General features: G+C 69.6%; 18 protein-coding genes. 9 read left to right on the plus strand and 9 right to left on the minus strand.

Going from position 1 to position 18,324, the window contains the following annotated elements; genetic code table 11:
• Nucleotides 1-83: 83 nt before the first annotated feature.
• The 3 genes from ACK4UM_RS19355 to katG all read right to left on the minus strand — a co-directional run bounded on the left by ACK4UM_RS19355 (nucleotide 84) and on the right by katG (nucleotide 3,926).
• On the minus strand, nucleotides 84-470 hold the full coding sequence (locus ACK4UM_RS19355; protein ID WP_409802479.1) for a VOC family protein: 387 nt from the start codon (nucleotides 468-470) through the stop codon (nucleotides 84-86).
• Nucleotides 470-1,582 carry an S-(hydroxymethyl)glutathione dehydrogenase/class III alcohol dehydrogenase gene (locus ACK4UM_RS19360; protein WP_409802480.1) on the minus strand — a complete coding sequence of 371 codons (1,113 nt, stop codon included), beginning with the start codon at nucleotides 1,580-1,582 and terminating at the stop codon, nucleotides 470-472. Before ACK4UM_RS19360 ends, ACK4UM_RS19355 begins: the two co-directional genes overlap by 1 nt.
• Before the next feature lie 154 nt (nucleotides 1,583-1,736).
• Complete coding sequence (gene katG, locus ACK4UM_RS19365) at nucleotides 1,737-3,926, minus strand: catalase/peroxidase HPI (protein WP_409802481.1); 2,190 nt, start codon at nucleotides 3,924-3,926, stop codon at nucleotides 1,737-1,739.
• A gap of 209 nt (nucleotides 3,927-4,135) precedes the next feature.
• On the opposite strand from katG, the gene ACK4UM_RS19370 reads away from it, so the two are divergent.
• From ACK4UM_RS19370 to ACK4UM_RS19380, 3 genes are all read left to right on the plus strand, one after another.
• Nucleotides 4,136-5,050 (plus strand): LysR substrate-binding domain-containing protein, encoded by a 915-nt coding sequence (locus ACK4UM_RS19370; protein ID WP_409802482.1) that lies wholly within the window; start codon nucleotides 4,136-4,138, stop codon nucleotides 5,048-5,050.
• A gap of 36 nt (nucleotides 5,051-5,086) precedes the next feature.
• A complete protein-coding gene (gene mutM, locus ACK4UM_RS19375; protein WP_409802483.1) occupies nucleotides 5,087-5,974 on the plus strand; it encodes a bifunctional DNA-formamidopyrimidine glycosylase/DNA-(apurinic or apyrimidinic site) lyase in 888 nt (295 codons plus the stop codon).
• A gap of 101 nt (nucleotides 5,975-6,075) precedes the next feature.
• Nucleotides 6,076-7,026, plus strand: coding sequence for a glutathione S-transferase family protein (locus ACK4UM_RS19380; protein ID WP_409802484.1), 951 nt, complete (start codon nucleotides 6,076-6,078; stop codon nucleotides 7,024-7,026).
• A 259-nt stretch (nucleotides 7,027-7,285) separates the two neighbouring features.
• On the opposite strand, the gene ACK4UM_RS19385 is transcribed toward ACK4UM_RS19380, so the two are convergent.
• From ACK4UM_RS19385 to ACK4UM_RS19395, 3 genes are all read right to left on the minus strand, one after another.
• Entirely contained in the window at nucleotides 7,286-8,347 is a 1,062-nt protein-coding gene (locus tag ACK4UM_RS19385; RefSeq protein ID WP_409802485.1) for a patatin-like phospholipase family protein, read from the minus strand.
• Nucleotides 8,348-8,489: 142 nt separating this feature from the next.
• Nucleotides 8,490-8,972 (minus strand): CAP domain-containing protein, encoded by a 483-nt coding sequence (locus ACK4UM_RS19390; RefSeq protein ID WP_409802486.1) that lies wholly within the window; start codon nucleotides 8,970-8,972, stop codon nucleotides 8,490-8,492.
• A gap of 80 nt (nucleotides 8,973-9,052) precedes the next feature.
• Nucleotides 9,053-9,592 (minus strand): SixA phosphatase family protein, encoded by a 540-nt coding sequence (locus ACK4UM_RS19395; protein ID WP_409802487.1) that lies wholly within the window; start codon nucleotides 9,590-9,592, stop codon nucleotides 9,053-9,055.
• A 295-nt stretch (nucleotides 9,593-9,887) separates the two neighbouring features.
• Between ACK4UM_RS19395 and ACK4UM_RS19400 the strand changes: the two genes are divergently transcribed.
• The 4 genes from ACK4UM_RS19400 to ACK4UM_RS19415 all read left to right on the plus strand — a co-directional run bounded on the left by ACK4UM_RS19400 (nucleotide 9,888) and on the right by ACK4UM_RS19415 (nucleotide 14,184).
• Nucleotides 9,888-11,225, plus strand: a complete 1,338-nt coding sequence (locus ACK4UM_RS19400; protein ID WP_409802488.1) for an extracellular solute-binding protein — start codon at nucleotides 9,888-9,890, stop codon at nucleotides 11,223-11,225.
• 94 nt (nucleotides 11,226-11,319) lie between these two features.
• Nucleotides 11,320-12,201, plus strand: coding sequence for a sn-glycerol-3-phosphate ABC transporter permease UgpA (ugpA, locus tag ACK4UM_RS19405; protein ID WP_409802489.1), 882 nt, complete (start codon nucleotides 11,320-11,322; stop codon nucleotides 12,199-12,201).
• The gene (gene ugpE, locus ACK4UM_RS19410) at nucleotides 12,201-13,049 is read left to right on the plus strand and encodes a sn-glycerol-3-phosphate ABC transporter permease UgpE (RefSeq protein ID WP_409802490.1); all 849 of its coding nucleotides are present in this window, start codon (nucleotides 12,201-12,203) and stop codon (nucleotides 13,047-13,049) included. Before ugpA ends, ugpE begins: the two co-directional genes overlap by 1 nt.
• 16 nt (nucleotides 13,050-13,065) lie before the next feature.
• Nucleotides 13,066-14,184, plus strand: coding sequence for a sn-glycerol-3-phosphate import ATP-binding protein UgpC (locus tag ACK4UM_RS19415; protein ID WP_409802491.1), 1,119 nt, complete (start codon nucleotides 13,066-13,068; stop codon nucleotides 14,182-14,184).
• A 484-nt stretch (nucleotides 14,185-14,668) separates the two neighbouring features.
• Here ACK4UM_RS19415 and ACK4UM_RS19420 read toward each other — a convergent pair whose 3' ends face one another.
• Nucleotides 14,669-14,890, minus strand: a complete 222-nt coding sequence (locus tag ACK4UM_RS19420) for a DUF1192 domain-containing protein (protein WP_409802492.1) — start codon at nucleotides 14,888-14,890, stop codon at nucleotides 14,669-14,671.
• Nucleotides 14,891-15,037: 147 nt separating this feature from the next.
• Here ACK4UM_RS19420 and ACK4UM_RS19425 point away from each other — a divergent pair, with 147 nt between their 5' ends.
• Both ACK4UM_RS19425 and ACK4UM_RS19430 read left to right on the plus strand, forming a co-directional pair.
• Nucleotides 15,038-16,039, plus strand: a complete 1,002-nt coding sequence (locus ACK4UM_RS19425) for an NAD(P)H-quinone oxidoreductase (protein WP_409802493.1) — start codon at nucleotides 15,038-15,040, stop codon at nucleotides 16,037-16,039.
• A 192-nt stretch (nucleotides 16,040-16,231) separates the two neighbouring features.
• A complete protein-coding gene (locus ACK4UM_RS19430; RefSeq protein ID WP_409802494.1) occupies nucleotides 16,232-16,369 on the plus strand; it encodes a ribbon-helix-helix protein, CopG family in 138 nt (45 codons plus the stop codon).
• Nucleotides 16,370-16,371: 2 nt separating this feature from the next.
• On the opposite strand, the gene ACK4UM_RS19435 is transcribed toward ACK4UM_RS19430, so the two are convergent.
• Nucleotides 16,372-17,016, minus strand: coding sequence for a class II aldolase/adducin family protein (locus ACK4UM_RS19435; protein ID WP_409802496.1), 645 nt, complete (start codon nucleotides 17,014-17,016; stop codon nucleotides 16,372-16,374).
• Between the two features lie 2 nt (nucleotides 17,017-17,018).
• Nucleotides 17,019-18,125 carry an S-methyl-5-thioribose-1-phosphate isomerase gene (gene mtnA, locus ACK4UM_RS19440; protein WP_409802495.1) on the minus strand — a complete coding sequence of 369 codons (1,107 nt, stop codon included), beginning with the start codon at nucleotides 18,123-18,125 and terminating at the stop codon, nucleotides 17,019-17,021.
• Nucleotides 18,126-18,324 lie beyond the last annotated feature (199 nt).

The following is an 18,324-nucleotide window of genomic DNA, read 5'->3' on the forward strand; positions in this document are numbered from 1 at the left end:
GCCGGGTGTGGCCCGGGTCGAGATCATCCTCCAAACCTCGGGCCCCACCCGACCCCTTCGCTGCGCTCAGGGGCCACCCTCCCCTACGGGGAGGGAAGAACCGACTGCACCTCGATCTGATACCCCTCCGGGTCCTCGAAGACGAAGGCTCGGATTCCCAAAGACGGCACGTCGCGGGGGCTCGTGAGGGCGGCGACGTCGTGGGACGCCACGAAGGCGTGCCAGGCATCGACGTCGGGGACGCGCAGGCAGATCTGGACGGGTTTGGGGTCGGCGGCGCGGTGCATGCCGCGCGTCTCGTCGACGAGGCCGACATGGGCGCCGCCCGCGATCCGGTAGATCTTCGACCAGCCCTGGTCGATCGCGAGCGCGAGTCCGAGCACCTCCTCGTAGAAGCGCATCGCCCGCGGCAGATCGCGGAAATAGAGGAAGGTGATCGCGAGCTCGGGCGGGGCGGGGCGAGCGGCCATCAATACACCACCACCGAGCGGATCGACTTGCCCTCGTGCATCAGATCGAATGCGGTGTTGATCTCGTCGAGCGGCATCGTGTGCGTGATCAGGCTGTCGATGTCGATCTTGCCGTCCATGTACCAGTCGACGATCTTGGGCACGTCGGTGCGCCCGCGCGCGCCGCCGAAGGCGGTGCCCTTCCAGACGCGGCCGGTGACGAGCTGGAAGGGGCGCGTCGCGATCTCGCGGCCGGCCTCCGCCACGCCGATGACGATCGATTCCCCCCAGCCGCGATGGCAGCATTCGAGCGCCTGGCGCATCACGTCGGTATTGCCGGTCGCGTCGAAGGAGAAATCCGCGCCGCCGCCGGTGAGATCGACGATCGCCTGCACGACCTTGTCGTTGCCGATCTCGCGCGGGTTCACGAAGTCGGTCATGCCGAACTTCTCCGCGATCGCCCGCTTGGCCGGATTGATGTCGACGCCGACGATCCGGTCCGCGCCGACCATGCGCGCGCCCTGGATCACGTTGAGCCCGATGCCGCCGAGCCCGAACACGACGACGTTCGCGCCGGGCCACACCTTGGCGGTGTAGATCACCGCGCCGATGCCGGTCGTCACCCCGCAGCCGATATAGCAGATCTTGTCGAAGGGCGCGTCCTCGCGGACCTTGGCGAGCGCGATCTCGGGGAGGACCGTGAAATTGGCGAAGGTCGAGCAGCCCATGTAGTGGAAGAGGCTCGCGTCCTCGCAGGTGAAGCGGCTCGTGCCGTCGGGCATGACGCCCTGCCCCTGCGTCGCGCGGATCGCCGTGCACAGATTGGTACGGCGCGACAGGCAGCTCTTGCAGGAGCGACATTCCGGCGTGTAGAGCGGAATGACGTGATCGCCGGGCTTCAACGTGGTCACGCCCGCGCCGACCTCGCGCACGATGCCCGCGCCCTCGTGGCCGAGGATCGCGGGGAACTTGCCCTCCGGATCGAGGCCCGACAACGTGTAGGCATCCGTGTGGCAGACGCCCGTCGCCATCACCTCGACGAGCACCTCGCCCGCCTTCGGCCCGCCGATGTCGATCGTCTCGATGGTGAGCGGCTTGCCCGCTTCCCAGGCCACGGCTGCGCGCGTCTTCATGGCGTCTCTCCCCTCGCGATGGCCGCCGAGGGTGGCGGAGGCGGCCGCGGGGCGCAAGCGCGGCGATCGGCATTCCCGATGCGCTCGCGAAAACGGGAACGGGCGCGACCCGTGAGGCCGCGCCCGCTCCTGATCGTCCGTCGTCCTCGCCCGATCAGGCGACGTCGAACCGGTCGAGATTCATCACCTTGGTCCAGGCGGCGACGAAGTCCGTGACGAACTTCTCCGTCGCGTCGTCGCAGGCATAGACCTCGGCGAGGGCGCGCAGCTGCGAGTGCGAGCCGAAGATGAGGTCGGCACGGGTGCCGGTCCACTTCGTGGCGCCGGTCGCCCGATCGCGGCCGACGAACTCGGTCTGGTCGGACGAGGTCGCCGACCAGGTCGTGCCCATGTCGAGCAGGTTGACGAAGAAGTCGTTCGTCAGCGCGCCCGGACGGTCGGTGAAGACGCCGTGCGACGAGCCGTCCCAATTGGCGCCGATCGCGCGCAGGCCGCCGACGAGGACGGTCATCTCCGGCGCCGTCAGCGACAGGAGATGCGCCTTGTCGACCAGGAGCTCCTCGGGCGAGACCCGATAGGCCGCGCGCAGGTAGTTGCGGAAGCCGTCGGCCTCGGGCTCGAGCACCGAGAACGATCCGACGTCGGTCTGCTCCTGCGTCGCGTCCGTGCGGCCGGGCGTGAACGGCACCTCGATTGCGTGGCCCGCCTTGCGCGCCGCCTCCTCGACGCCCGCACAGCCGGCGAGCACGATGAGATCGGCGATCGAGACCTTCTTGCCGTCGGTCCGGCCGGCGTCGAAGGCGGCCTTGATGCCCTCGAGCTTGGCGAGCACCTCGGCGAGACGCGCCGGGTTGTTGACCTCCCAGTCCTTCTGCGGCGCGAGGCGGATGCGGGCGCCGTTGGCGCCGCCGCGCTTGTCCGAGCCGCGGAAGGTCGAGGCCGAGGCCCAGGCGGTCGAGACGAGGTCCTGCACCGAGAGGCCGGAGGCGAGCACCTGCGCCTTGAGCTCGGCGATCTCGGCCGCGCCGATCAGGGGATGATCGACCGCCGGGACCGGATCCTGCCACAGGAGCTCCTCGGCCGGCACTTCCGGGCCGAGATAGAGGACGCGCGGGCCCATGTCGCGATGCGTCAGCTTGAACCAGGCGCGGGCGAAGGCGTCGGCGAAGGCTGCCGGATCCTTGTGGAAGCGGCGCGAGATCTCTTCGTAGACCGGATCCATGCGCATCGCCATGTCGGCGGTGGTCATCATGAGGGGCACGCGCTTGCCCGATCCGTCGACCTGGGGCGCGTGGTCCTCCTCGCGCAGGTCCTTCGCCGCCCATTGCCAGGCGCCGGCGGGGCTCTTCACGAGCTCCCACTCGTAGCCGAACAGGACGTCGAAATAGCCCATGTCCCACTTGGTCGGATTGGGCGTCCAGGGACCCTCGATGCCACTCGTGATCGTGTCGACGCCGCGGCCGGTGCCGTGATTGTTCTTCCAGCCCAGCCCCATCATCTCGATGCCGGCACCCTCCGGCTCGCGCTCGAGATGGTCGGCGGTGGCCGCGCCGTGCGACTTGCCGAAGGTGTGACCGCCGGCGACGAGGGCGACCGTCTCCTCGTCGTTCATCGCCATGCGCGCGAAGGTCTCGCGAATGTCGCGGCCGGAGGCGACCGGGTCCGGCTTGCCGTTGGGGCCTTCCGGATTGACGTAGATGAGGCCCATCTGCACGGCGGCGAGCGGCGTCTCGAGCAGACGATCGCCCGTATAGCGCTTGTCGCCGAGCCACTCGGTCTCGGCGCCCCAATAGATGTCCTCCTCGGGCTCCCAGACGTCGACGCGACCGCCGGCGAAGCCGAAGGTCTTGAGCCCCATGTCCTCCAACGCGCAATTGCCCGCGAGGATCATCAGGTCGGCCCAGGACAGGCGCTGGCCGTACTTCTTCTTGATCGGCCACAGGAGGAAGCGGGCCTTGTCGAGATTGGTGTTGTCCGGCCAGGAATTGAGCGGGGCGAAGCGCTGCGTGCCCGCGCCCGCGCCGCCACGACCGTCCGCGGTGCGGTAGGTGCCGGCCGAGTGCCAGGCCATGCGGATGAAGAGCGGTCCGTAATGGCCGTAATCGGCCGGCCACCATTCCTGCGACGTCTTCATCAGCGCGTAGATGTCGTTCTTGACGGCCTGCAGGTCGAGCGACTTGAACGCGGCCGCGTAGTCGAAGCCCTTGCCCATCGGGCTCGACGCCGGCTGGTGCTGGTGCAGGATCTTCAGATCCAGCTGGTTCGGCCACCAATCGCGATTCGTGACGCGCTTGAGGCCGTGGACGGGGCAACCCCCCGTCGGCGGCGCAACCATCTCGTTCATGCCATCCTCCGCTTATTTGCAGTCGTGACGAGGCCGAGGATACCTATCCTGCCCCGTCGCCCGCGCGCAAGGGGTCCGTCGAGATCGGCTCGCGGCGTCTCGCCGTCGTCCCCTTGCGCCCGTCGGGCGCCCGCGCACCTCGATCTTGAACTTGCCCTGTTTTGTCGATCAGGTGAATTCGTATTTTCTGATGGGGACGATAAGCTGCGATGATGAACATCACCCTCAGACAGCTCGGCTATTTCGACGCGCTGGCCCGCCACGGCCATTTCGGCCGCGCGGCGGAGGCCTCCTCGGTGTCGCAGCCGGCGCTCTCCATGCAGATCAAGGAGCTCGAGCAGACGCTCGGCACGCCGCTCTTCGAGCGCAGCGGCCGCAAGGTCTCGCTCACCGGCTTCGGCGAGATCTTCGCCGAGCGCGTGCGCGACATCCTGCGATCGGTCGACGAGCTCGGCGCGCTCGCCCGCGCCTCGCGCACGGAATTCGCGGGCCGGTTGCGCATCGGGGTCATCCCCACGATCGCGCCCTATCTCCTGCCTCGCATCGTCGCGAGCCTCACGAAGCTCTATCCGAGCCTCGACATCCGGGTTCGCGAATCGATCACGCCGACCCTGATCCGCGACCTCTCCGAGGGCCGGCTCGACGCGGCGATCGTCGCGCTGCCGGTCTCCGAGCCGAGCTTCGAGGAAGTCGCCCTGTTCACGGAGAGCTTCGTCCTCGTGCGCCCCGAGGCGGATCGCGGCAAGCCCGTCCCGCCGCCGGAGACGCTCGCGCAGATGAAGCTCCTCCTCCTCGAGGAGGGCCATTGCTTCCGCGAGCAGGCTTTGTCCTTCTGCGGCACCGGCAATGCGCGCCCGCGCGAATTGATGGACGGCTCCTCGCTCTCGACGCTCGTCCAGATGGTGGGCGCGGGCATCGGCGTGACGCTGATCCCGGAGATGGCGGTGCCGGTCGAGACGCGCTCGGCGCCCGTCAGCATCGCGGCCTTCGAGGAGCCGCGCCCCTCGCGCACGATCGGCATGATCTGGCGCCGCTCGAGCCCCATCGCCCCCCAGCTGATGAGCATCTCGCGGGTCGTCGGCGCGCCCGTCGAGGGACCTGACAACGGCCCGTCTTTGCGCTAGCCCTCTCGTCCCCGAACGCGAGACGACGACGAGACGATGCCGGAGCTTCCCGAAGTCGAGACGGTGCGGCGCGGGCTCGAGCCCGCGATGGTCGGCGCGCGGTTCGTCGCCGTCGAGCAGCGCCGGCCGGACCTGCGCTTCCCCTTCCCCGCGCGCTTTCCCGCCCGGCTCGTCGGCGCGCGCGTCGAGGGGCTGTCGCGGCGGGCGAAATACCTCGTCGCGGACCTCTCGAGCGGCGAGAGCCTGATCATGCATCTCGGCATGACCGGCCGCTTCACGGTCGCGGCGCCCGGCGCGGGCGGCGCGATGCTCGGCGAATTCCACCACGAGGCCGGCGGCCTGCCCGCCCACGACCACGTCGTGTTCTCCTTCGATACGGGCGCGCGGATCACCTACAACGACGTGCGCCGCTTCGGCTACATGGACCTCGTCCCCACCGCCGGTCTCGCGACCTGCCGGCACTTCGCGACGCTCGGGCTCGAGCCGCTCGGCAATGCGCTCTCGGGCGAGGTGCTCGCCGATCTGTTCGCGCGCCGCATCGCGCCGCTCAAGGCCGCGCTCCTCGACCAGCGGCTGATCGCGGGCTTGGGCAACATCTATGTCTGCGAGGCTTTGTTCCGCGCCCGCCTCCACCCGGAGGCGCCGGCGGGCTCGATCGCGACGAAGACCGGCCGCCCGCGCGCGAGCGCCCATCGCCTCGCGCAGACCATCCGCGCGGTGCTCGAGGAGGCCGTCGCGGCGGGCGGGTCGACCCTGCGCGACTTCGCCCATGCCGACGGCTCGCTCGGCTATTTCCAGCACGCCTTCCAGGTCTACGACCGCGAGGGCGAGCCCTGCGTCACCCCCGGCTGCGGGCACGTCGTGCGCCGCATCGTCCAATCGGGCCGCTCGACCTTCTTCTGCGAGGGCTGCCAGAGGCGCTGAAGGCGCGCGAGGGCGCGCAAGCGTGCTCTTGCCGGCACGCAATGGCGCTCGTCGCCTCGCGCGCGTTATCACGGGCGGGGAATGCGAGAGGAGCGAGCGCGATGGGACTTCTGATCGACGGCCGCTGGCACGACCAGTGGTACGACACGGGCAAGACGGGCGGCCGCTTCCAGCGCCAGGATTCCCGCTTCCGCAACTGGATCACGCCCGACGGCGCGCCCGGTCCCTCCGGCGAGGGCGGGTTCGCCGCCGAGCCCGGCCGCTACCACCTCTACGTCTCCCTCGCCTGCCCCTGGGCCCACCGCACGCTGATCTTCCGCAAGCTCAAGGGCCTCGAGGACGCGATCTCGCTCTCGGTCGTGCATTGGCTGATGCGCGACGAGGGCTGGACCTTCGCCGAGGGGCCCGGCGTGATCGCGGACGAGGTCAACGGCGCGCGGGTGCTGCACGAGGTCTATACCCGCGCCGCCCCGGACTATACCGGCCGCGTCACCGTGCCGGTCCTGTGGGACAAGGCGCGCGGCACCATCGTGTCGAACGAGAGCGCGGAGATCATCCGCATGCTCAATTCCGCCTTCGACGGGGTGGGCGCCGCGCCCGGCGATTATTGCCCCAGCGATCTCCTCGGCGAGATCGACGCCGTCAACGCGCGCGTCTACGACGACGTGAACAACGGCGTCTACAAGGCGGGCTTCGCGACGACGCAGGACGCCTACGAGGAGGCGGTGCGGCCGCTCTTCGAGACGCTCGACTGGCTGGAGGAGCGCCTGACGGGCCGCGACTTCCTCGTCGGCGACCGCCTCACCGAAGCCGATTGGCGGCTGTTCACCACGCTCGTGCGGTTCGACCCGGTCTATGTCGGCCACTTCAAGTGCAATCTGCGCCGCATCGCCGACTACCCCGCCCTCTCCGCCTATCTCCGGCGCCTCTACCGCGTGCCGGGGATCGCGGAGACGGTGAATTTCGAGCACATCAAGCGCCATTATTACGAGAGCCACAAGACCATCAACCCGACGGGAGTGGTGCCGCTCGGACCGGTGATGGATCTGTGAGAGGGGAGCCGGGCGTGGGCTCTCGGAATTCGAAGATCGTTCGCTGCGGTGTCATCCCCGGCCGGAGCGCCGAAGGCGCGCAGGGAAAGGGGACCCGGCACGGGAAGACGCTTGCGTAGCAAGCTCTTGCGGCGGCGTCTAGCCGCCTGGTCGGCGGCCTATCGTGTGCTCCGCACATGTCTTCGCGCTGGGCCCCCTTCCCCTGCGCACGCTAAGCGTGCTCCGGCTGGGGATGACACCAAGAAGTGGCACGGAGCGCTCAACCCGGCGCGAGCTCGCGCTCCGCTTGCGCGAGGAGCTCGGTCAGATCGGGCAGCGCGCGCTCGGCCGCCTGGGCGCCGAGGTCGATCGCCTCGGCGGCGCGGTGGAACTCGAAGAGGCCGATCGGGGCGAGTTTCGGCGCGATCATCAGGTCCGGCGGGTCGCCTGCGAGGCGCGAGCGCGAGATGCGGTCCTGGGTGATGTTGAAGGCGTCGATCATCACGCTCGCGATGCCCGGCCCGAGCCGCGGCTTGACGCGTCGCCCGCGCACGCGATCGGCGGCGTCGCGGACGGGGCCGAAGAGGCCCCAGCGCCGCGGCTCCTCGATGACCGCCTCGACCACCTCGTCCTCGCCCTCGTCGTGGCCGAGCGACTGGATCGTGGTGCCCCGCAGCTTGAGGTCGCCGTTGAGGTTCACGCAGATGACGAGGTCGGCGCCGAGCGCGCGCGCCGTCGTCACCGGCACGGGATTGACCAGCGCCCCGTCGATCAGGAGCCGGCCGCGCACGCTCACGGGGTCGATGAGCCCCGGCAGCGCGTAGGAGGCGTTCACGGCCTGGACGAGAGGGCCCTTCGTCAGCCACACCTCGTGCCCGGTGCCGAGCTCGGTCGCGACCGTCGCGAAGGTCGTGCGCAGGTCCTCGATGCGCAGGCCCTTCAGGTCCGCCTCGAGCAGCCGGCGCAGGCGCTCGCCCGCGATCAGCCCCGAGGCGCCGATGTGGAAATCGAGAAGGCCGATGACGCGCCGCTTGGTCAGGCTGCGCGCGAAGGCCTCCAGATCGTCGAGCTTGCCCGCCGCGTAGCAGCCGCCGACGACGGCCCCGATCGAGGAGCCCGCGACGATTTCGGGCTCGATGCCCGCCCGGCTCAGGACGGCGAGGACGCCGATATGCGACCAGCCGCGCGCCGCACCGCCGCCGAGTGCGAGGCCGATCTTGAGCCGTCGCGGCTTGCGGGCGGGCTCCGACGCGCGAGCGGAGACGACCGGCTGCGCCGCCGCGGCCCCCTCCAGGGAGGGAGCGGCTCCGAACGCCCTGCGTGCGAGATCGTCCCACAGCATACCGACTGGTCTCCTTCGCGCGATCGAGTGTGCTCCCGATCTCTGAAAAGGACCTGAACAACGCCCCTACGAACGATACGATGCGTGCGCCGGCACGGATGCCGGTCGTGGGGTCGGTACGAATACGTGGCGGGCGGAGGCCTCAATCGCTCGCGAGCACGAGGACGTCGAAGGTGCGGTAGCGGGTCTGCGGCGCGCTCGCGCGCACGAAGCCGATCCGCGTCGCCTCCGGGCGCAGCAGATTGTCGTGGTGCGCCGGCGAAGCCCGCCAGGAGGCGAGCGCCGCGATCGGCTCGCGGTCCCCCGCGGCGAGGTTCTCGAAGGCCGCGCGGGCATCGACGCCGTTGCGGTGCAGGCGGCTCGGAAACCGGCCCGACGCGTTGTGGTCGAGCCGGTCGATCGCCGCGACCGCGCGCGCCTGCTCCTCCGCCGCCGCCATCAGGCGCGAATCGACGCGCACCGGCCCGAGCCCCTTCGAGCGGCGATAATCGTTGAGCGCGCCGGCGAAGCGCTCGGCGTGCTGGCGCTCGATCGTAATGGTGCCGCGGGCGGTGGGCGTCGCGCAGGCGGCGAGGAGGAGGCCGATCGCGCAGACGAGCGCGAGGAGCGGAAGCGTGCGGGGCATCTGGCGGGATCTCGGGAGAGAATCTGGGGAGAGATGTCGTCTCGCGGGTGTGGCGTGGCGCGCGGGCCGAATTGTGGCGATCACGCCGGCTCGTCGGGGAGGCTCGCGTCCTCGGGCAGGCTCTTGGGCGTCACGAAGCGGTCGAGCCGCCCCTCCCGCGGCACGGCCTCGCTCCATCGCTCCGCCGCGAGGTCGATCACCGCGAGCCCGCAGGTCGGATATTTCTCGCGCAGGCGGGCGAAGGCGTAGCGGTCGCCGTGGCCGACGAGGCCCATCGCGAGATCCTCCATGCCGGGATTGTGGCCCACCAGCATCAGCGTGCGCACGACGTCCGGCGTCTCGCGTACGATCCCGAGGAGCCGCTCGGACGACGCCTCGTAGATCCGCGGCTCCTCGCGGACCTCGACGGGACCGAGCGCGGGCGCCACCAGCGCCCAGGTCTCCCGCGTGCGCGCCGCCGAGGAGACGAGCGCGAGATCGGGCAGCAGCATCTCGGCGGCGAGATAGGCGCCCATCCGCGGCGCGTCGCGCCGCCCGCGCGCGGCGAGCGGCCGCTCGTGGTCGTCGAGCCCGTGTGGCCAATCGGACTTGGCGTGGCGCAGGAGGATGAGGCGTCGCATGCGTCGAGCCTAGCAGGGGCGGTCGGCTCTGTCTCCCCCACGCGGCCGCGGCTCGGGGTGGTGGTGCGGGGTTTTGGCGCGCGCCCTTCGTTTCACGCGCGTTCTTCGTACGATTTCCGGTCGGCGCGCTTTCGCCGGTGCATCGTTCCGCCGTGGATTTCGCCCGAGGCGGTCGATTTTCCGCTTGGCGAAACCGGCACGAGCGTTCACAAAAGCGTTGCAGAAACGTGATGGAAGCGAGGGCAGCGCCTCCCTTCGGGGAGGCGCAAGCGCAGCTCAAAGCGAGGAAATTCCCATGATCAACCGTCGGGTTCTTCTCGGCGCGACGTTCCTGGCCGGTCTCGGCATGGCGTCGGCCGCGTACGCGCAAGGGGGGCAGCGGACCCCGATCGAGATGTGGATCGGCCTCACCGGCCCGGCCCAGGAGCTCCTGATCGGGTTCGGCCAAGAATTCAACGAGATGCAGGACGAGTTCGAGGTCAACGTCGCCTTCCGCGGCCAGTATCCCGAGCAGCGCGCTGCCGCCATCGCCGCCTTCCGCGCCGGCAACCCGCCGCACATCATGCAGATGTTCGACGCCGGCACCGGCGACATGTTCGCCGCCCGCCAGGCGATCGTGCCGGTCTCGGAGGTCTACGAGCGCGCCGGTCTCGAATTCGATCCCGGCATCTTCCTCGCGCCGGCTGCCGGCTATTACGGCGCGGCCGACGGCACGCTGTTCTCGCAGCCGCTGAACGTCTCGACGGCGGTGATGTTCTACAACAAGGACGTCTTCGAGGCCGCCGGTCTCGATCCCGAGGCGCCGCCCGCCACCTGGCCCGAGCTGATCGACGCGGCCCGCCAGATCCGCGCGTCCGGCCATCCGTGCGGCTTCACCACGACCTGGATGGCGTGGATCATGCTCGAGCAGATGTCGGCGCTCCACGACATGCCGCTCTCCACCCAGGCGAACGGCCGCGAGGGTCTCGACGCCGTCCTCAATTTCGACAACGAGCTGATCGTGCGCAACGTCGCGACGCTCGCCGAGCTGCAGGGCGACCGCGTGTTCGATTACGGCGGACGCTCGAACGACGCCGCCGCGAAGTTCATCTCCGGCGAGTGCGGCATCCTGCTTCAGTCCTCCGGCGGTCACGGCGCGATCGCGCGCGATCTCGACGCCGAGTTCGGCGTGGCCCCCCTGCCCTATTGGCCGGATCTGATCGACGAGCCCTTGAACTCGATCGTCGGCGGCGCGAGCCTGTGGGTGTTCAACGCGCCCGGCCGCACCGACGAGGAGTTCCGCGGCGTGGCGAAGTTCCTCGAATTCCTCTCCTCGACCGAGGTGCTCACGCGCTTCGCCAAGGAGACGGGCTTCCTGCCGGCCACCAACGCCACCTTCGAGGCGATGCAGGAGGACGGCTTCTTCGACGAGAACCCGGGCCGCGACGTGCCCGTCCTGCAGCTCACCCGCGGCACGCCGACCGAGAACTCGTCCGGCTACCGCTTCGGCCGCTGGACCGAGATCCGCGACTTCTTCCACGAGGAGGTCGAGCGCGCGCTGCAGGGCCAGATCACGGCCGAGCAGGCGGTCGCGAACGCCGTCGAGCGCGGCAACGCGGCGCTGCGCGCCTTCGAGCGCACGGCCGCCAACTGACGACGCACGATTGATCGAGGCCCGCCGCCGGCTCCGCGCCGGGGGCGGGCCTCCCTCTTGGACGAGACGATCGCGGCGGGGGCCGACGGGGGCGATGCAGCGCAAAGTCATCTTCGATCACAAGCTGTTGCCGTACCTCCTCCTGGCGCCGCAGCTGATCATCACCGCGGTGTTCTTCTTCCTGCCGGCGGGACAGGCGATCTACATGTCCGTCCTGCGCGAGGACATGTTCGGCCTCTCCTCGGAATTCGTCGGGCTGGAGAACTTCCAGCGCGTGCTCGCCGAGCCGGCTTATGTCGCGGCGGTGTGGCGCACGGCGTTCTTCTCGATCGCGGTCTGCGTGCTCGCCCTCGTGCCAGCGCTCGTCCTCGCGGTCATGGTCGATCGGGTGATCAAGGGCGTCACCGCGATCCGGACCATCCTCGTCATCCCCTACGCCATCGCGCCCGCCGTCGCGGGCGTCCTGTGGCTCAACATGTTCAACCCGTCGGTGGGCGTCATCGCGCGGCTGATGCGCGATTGGGGCATCGGCTGGAATCCGCTGCTGAACGGCACCGACGCGATGATCCTCGTGATCCTCGCCTCCGCCTGGAAGCAGATCTCCTACAATTTCCTCTTCTTCCTCGCGGGGCTGCAGGCGATCCCGAAATCGCTCATCGAGGCGGCGGCGATCGACGGGGCGGGCGAGTGGCACCGCTTCCGCACCATCGTCTTCCCGCTGCTCGCCCCCACCACCTTCTTCCTCGTGACCGTGAACGTGGTCTACGCCTTCTTCGACACGTTCGGCGTGATCCACGCGGTGACCGGCGGCGGGCCGGCGCGGGCGACGGAGATCCTCGTCTACAAGGTCTATTACGACGGCATCATCGCCACCGATTTCGGCTCCTCGGCCGCCCAATCGGTGATCCTGATGGCGATCGTGATCGGGCTCACCGCGATCCAGTTCCGCTACATCGACCGCAAGGTGCACTACTGATGCAGACGATGAGCGACCGCACCCGCCTCGTCCCGATGCTCGTCATCGCGATCGGCATCCTGATCACGGCCTTCCCGCTCTGGATCACCTTCGTCGCCTCCACGCTGACGACGCGCCAGATCGCGCAGGGCATGCCGCTCTGGCCCGGCCAGCACATGGTCGAGAACTATCTCCAGGCCCTGTTCGGCTCGGCGACGACGCGCATCGTCTCGCCGCCGGTCTGGTCGATGATGTGGAACAGCCTGATCATGGCGCTCGTCATCGCCTTGGGGAAGATCGCGATCTCGATCGTCTCCGCCTACGCGGTGGTGTTCTTCCGCTTCCCCGGCCGGATGTTCTTCTTCTGGATGATCTTCATCACCCTGATGCTGCCCGTCGAGGTGAGGATCGTGCCGACCTACCAGGTCGTGTCCTCGCTCGGGCTCCTCAACACCTTCGCCGGGCTGACCGTGCCCCTGATCGCGTCGGCGACGGCGACGCTCCTCTTCCGGCAATTCTTCCTCACGATCCCGGACGAGTTGGTCGAGGCGGCGAAGATGGACGGCGCGGGTCCGATCCGGTTCTTCAAGGACGTCGTGCTGCCGCTGTCGGCGACGAACATCGCCGCTCTGTTCGTGATCCTGTTCATCTACGGCTGGAACCAATATCTCTGGCCGTTGCTCATCACGACGACGGCGAGCATGGACACGATCGTCATCGGCATCACCAAGATGATCGCCTCGGGCGATGCCGCCACCGACTGGCACACCGTGATGGCCACCACGATCTTCGCGCTCCTGCCGCCGACACTCGTCGTGCTCCTGATGCAGCGCTGGTTCGTGAAGGGCCTCGTCGACAGCGAGAAATGAGAGAGGCGCCGACAAGATGGCGACGATCGACATCAGATCCGTCCGCAAGTCCTACCTGACGACGGAAGTGATCAAGGGCATCGACTGCTCGGTGCGCGACGGCGAGCTCCTCGTGATGCTCGGCCCCTCCGGCTGCGGAAAGTCGACGCTGCTGCGCATGGTGGCGGGGCTCGAGCGCATCTCGAAGGGCGAGATCGCCATCGACGGGCGCGTCGTCAACGAGCTCGAGCCGAAGGACCGGAACATCGCCATGGTGTTCCAGAACTACGCGCTCTACCCGCATATGAGTGTGTTCGAGAACATGGCCTACGGGCTGCGGATCAAGGGCATGCCGAAGGCCGAGATCCAGGCGGCGGTGGAGCGGGCGGCGAAGATCCTCGAGCTCTCCGCCTATCTCGACCGCAAGCCGCGCCAGCTCTCCGGCGGCCAGCGCCAGCGCGTCGCCATGGGCCGCGCGATCGTGCGCTCGCCCTCCGTCTTCCTCTTCGACGAGCCGCTCTCGAACCTCGACGCGAAGCTGCGCACGCAGATGCGCATCGAGATCAAGAAGCTGCAGACCGCGCTCGGCATCACGAGCCTCTACGTCACCCACGATCAGGTCGAGGCGATGACGCTCGCCGATCGGATCATGGTGATGAATTCGGGCGTCGCCGAGCAGATCGACACGCCGATGAACGTCTACGCCCACCCGGCGAGCATCTTCGTCGCGGGCTTCATCGGCTCGCCGGCGATGAACTTCGTGGGCGGGAGCGTCGGCGCGGACGGCGTCTCGGTAGCGCTCGAGAGCGGGGCCGCCTTGCGCGACCTGCCGCGCCCGGTCGAGGCCGCGCGCGGGCGGCCCGTCACCCTCGGAATCCGCCCGGAGCATCTCGAGATCGTGCCGATCGAGCGCGCGGACCTGCGGCTCGAAGCCGTCCTCGTCGAGACGCTCGGCGCCGACACCGTCGTCCACGGCACGCTCATCGACCGCGACGGCACCGCGCTCGCGGTCGCGGGCGAAGGCGGCCGCACGCTCGCCGCCCGCGTTCCGGGCCATGTCCGCGTCGTCGAGGGCGAGGTCCTGCCGCTGCGCATCGCCGACGGCGCCCTCCACCTCTTCGACCGCGAGACGGGCCTGCGCATCGCGGAGGGGTGAGAGGGGGGGGGGCTACCCTTTTTCCCTCTCACGGTTGTCATCCCGGACGCCGAAGGCGATCCGGGACCCATATCCACGACGCATCGGTCGCAGCCTGTAGGCTGCGTTTCATCCCGCGCTCAGAGGATGCGAAGCGAGCGCGGCATGCGCGCTCGGACGTGTCGTCGTGGGTATGGGTCCCAGGTCCGCTTCGCGGCCCGGGATGACACCATCCCGCTCGTTTTCGAGGTTCGAGGGGAAGGAGAGCGCCGGCGGCTCTCGGTCAGGTCCCCGAACAACCGCGCCCCCCCCCACCCGCACAAAAAAGAGCCGCCGGAGGGCGGCTCTGAAGTCGTCAACAGGGAGGCGTCAAACAGAGTGGACAGGAGCCACTCGCATCCAGAGGACCTGGATGCAGCATTCATGAACCAAAAACCTTAACGCCCGGTAAACGACATGCGCGCGATCGTCGAATCCTGGCCCGAAGCGGCACAGGTCGCGGCGATCAGCGCACGGCGTTGCCGCTCGCCGGCTTGAAGAAGGCGTCGGCGGCGCTGCGGGTGTCGGCCTTTCGCGCGCGGGCGGCCTCCAGCCGTGCGATCTCTTCCTCGAGCGCGGCGATCCGCTCGTCGATCTCGGAGATCGAGAGGGTGGCGAGGTCCTCGCCGATCGTGTGCGTCCGCGGTCGCGGGCGGGATTGCTCCTCGCCGAAGGGATCGAAAGCCATGGCTGCCATCTCCATCTCGCCTCGAAGCCTCCCATCATAGTGGAAACGGCCGCTCGCCGCCACCGCGACCGCGATGCGCATCGCCGCCGGTTGCCTCGCCGCCGCGCCCGTGTGAGGCTCCCGCGCGAAACGACAGGAGGCGACGCCATGACGACATCCCTGCCCCGCACCATGCGCGCCGTGATCGCCGAGGGCGGCGGCGGGCCGGACGTGCTGCGCGTGATCGAGCGCGAGGTCCCCTCCCCCGGCGCGGGCGAGATCCTGGTGCGCGTCGACGCCGCCGGCATCAACCGGCCGGACGTGATCCAGCGCGTCGGCGACTACCCGCCCCCGCCCGGCGCGCCCGACGTGCTCGGCCTCGAGATCGCCGGCACGGTCGTCGCGCGCGGGCCGGGCGCGGAGCGCTTCGCGACGGGCGCCCCGGTCATGGCGCTCGTGCCCGGTGGCGGCTATGCCGAATTCTGCCTCGTCCACGAGGACAACGCGCTCCCCGTTCCCGACGGCCTCTCCATGGTCGAGGCGGGCGCGATCCCCGAGACCTATTTCACGGTGTGGACGAACGTCTTCGACCGCGGCCGCCTGCGCGCGGGCGAGACGCTTCTCGTCCACGGCGGCACGTCCGGCATCGGCACGACCGCGATCCAGCTCGCCAAGGCGTTCGGCGCGACCGTGATCGCCACTGCCGGCTCGGAGGAGAAGTGCGAGGCCTGCCTGCGGCTCGGCGCCGACCGCGCCGTGAACTACCGGAGCGAGGATTTCGTCGCCGCCGTGAAGGCGCACACCGCCAGGAAGGGCGCCGATCTCATCCTCGACATGGTCGGCGGCTCCTACATCGCCCGCAATTACGACGCCGCCGCGATCGAGGGCCGCATCGTCCAGATCGCCTTCCTGGAGAGCGCCAAGGTCGAGGTCGATTTCCGCAAGCTGATGCTCAAGCGCCTCTGGCACACCGGCTCGACGCTGCGCCCCCGCTCGGTCGGCGAAAAAGCCGAGATCGCCCGCGCGCTCGCCGACCACGTCGTGCCGCTCCTCGCCCAGGGCCGCTGCAAACCGGTGATCGACACGGTCCTGCCGCTGGAGAAGGTGCGTGAGGCGCACGAACGGATGGAGTCGAGCGCGCATGTGGGGAAGATCGTTTTGAGGATGTGAGGGGGGGTGTCATCCCCGGCCGTAGGTCGCATCAGCGACCGCGGGGGAAGGGAACCCAGCGGCCATACGAGATCTCCGACGAGGGGCGCGTCTCGGGGTCGCGTGTTATTTTAGGCTTAGCCGGAATTCGCCAGCGTGTCAATAACGGATAAACCGAAAAAGAGAGGCCGACCGGCGACGGGGCGCGATCCGATGCTCGGCTTCCGCGCCGGGGACGCGTTCCGCCGCGCCGTCGACGAAGCCGCCGCGCGCGAGGGCGTCGGCCGCTCGGAGCTCATCCGGCGCGCAGTCGTCGCCTATCTGCGGGAGCGCGGGCTGACGGCGGACTGACCTCACCCCACCTTCCCGTAGCTCGCGAACTTCTCCGCGACGCGCGCCATCTCGTCCGCATCGAGCACCACCGGTTCGAGGCCGGCGGCGAGGAGGGCGAGGTATTGGCCGGCCAAGTTCTCCACCTCGCCCGCGATCGCGAGCGCGCCGTCGAGGGTCGCGCCGATGGCGATGACGCCGTGATTGGCGAGCAGCACCGCCTTGCGGCCATCCAGCGCGCGCACGGCGTTCTCCGCGAGCGCGTCGGTGCCGAAGGTGGCGTAATCGGCGACGCGGATGTCGGGCCCGCCGCAATAGGCGACCATGTAATGGAAGGCGGGGATCGGCCGGCGCGCGCAGGCGAGCGCGGTGGCCTTGGGCGAATGGGTGTGGACGATCGCCCGCGCGTCGGGGCGCGCGGCGTAGATCGCCGCATGGAACGGCGCCTCCGAAGAGGGTTTTCGAGCGCCCGCGCGCACGCTTCCGTCCTCGGCGAGGTCGACGATGTCGGCGGGCTCCATCGCGGCATAAGGCAGGCCCGACGGGGTGATCAGCATGCCGCCCGCGATCCGCGCCGAGACGTTGCCCGATTTCGACGGCGCGAAGCCCGCCGCGTCCATCGCTTTGGCCACGCGCACGATGTCCGCGCGCAACGCCCCCTCGTCGATCGTCATTCCGCCGCCTGCCGCGCGTGTTCCGGATAGAGGCCGGCCAGCCCCGCCCGCGAGGCTTCGCACACGCCGCGCTCGGTGATCAAGCCGGTGACGAGGCGCGACGGGGTGACGTCGAAGGCGGGGTTCGCGGCGGGGCTGCCGGGGGCGACCACGCGCACGGTCTCGATGCGCCCGTCGTCGGTCTCGCCGACGAGATGGGTGACCTCGCGCGCGCTGCGCTCCTCGATCGAGATCTCGGCGACGCCGTCGCGAAGCGCCCAATCGATGGTGGTCACGGGCAGCGTCACGTAGAAGGGCACGCCGTTGTCCTTGGCCGCGAGCGCCTTGAGATAGGTGCCGATCTTGTTCGCGACGTCGCCGTCGGCGGTGGTGCGGTCGGAGCCGACGAAGCAGATGTCGACCTGTCCGTGCTGCATGAGATGACCGCCGGCATTGTCGACGATCACCGTGTGCGGAACGCCGTGGGCGCCGAGCTCGTAGGCGGTGAGCGCCGCGCCCTGGTTGCGCGGCCGCGTCTCGTCGACCCACACATGGACCGGCACGCCGGCGTCGTGCGCCTGGTAGATCGGCGAGATCGCGGTGCCCCAGTCGACGGTGGCGAGCCAGCCCGCATTGCAATGGGTGAGCACGTTGACGGTGCGCCCGGTACGCGCGTGGATCTCGCCGAGGATCTTCGCGCCGTGCACGCCGATCATGCGGTTCTGCTCGACGTCCTCGTCGCAGATCGCCCCCGCCTCGGCCCAGGCGGCGGCGATGCGGCGCTCGGGCGGCGAAAGCGGGCGCAGCACGGCCGCGACGCGCGCGAGCGCCCAATGCAGGTTCACCGCGGTCGGACGCGTGCGCGCGAGCCGCGCGAGCGCCGCCTCGAGCGCCGCGTCGGAGGCGTCGCGCATCATCGCGAGCGCCAGGCCGTATGCGGCCGTCGCGCCGATGAGGGGCGCGCCGCGCACCTTCATCACCTCGATCGCCACCGCCGCGTCCTCCAGCGTCGCGAGGCGCTCGAGCGCGAAATCGAAGGGAAGCTTCGTCTGGTCGATGATCGAGACGCCCTCCCCGTCCTGCGCGGGAAAGATCGTCCGGTAATGCCGTCCGTGTATCCGCATCCTCGCCTCCACCGATCGCGCCCCCGCCAGAGAGCCGCAATCGCTGCGCGCGGTCAAGGACATCCCTCCCCGCAGGGGAGGGTGGCCCCTGGAGCGGAGCGACAGGGGTCGGGTGGGGCCCGTGGCTCGACGCGAATCCTCCACCCGGGCCCCACCCGGCCTTTCTCGGCTTCGCCTCGCAAGTCCACCCTCCCCTACG

This window comes from Salinarimonas sp. (assembly GCF_046292825.1).
GTDB lineage: Bacteria > Pseudomonadota > Alphaproteobacteria > Rhizobiales > Beijerinckiaceae > Salinarimonas.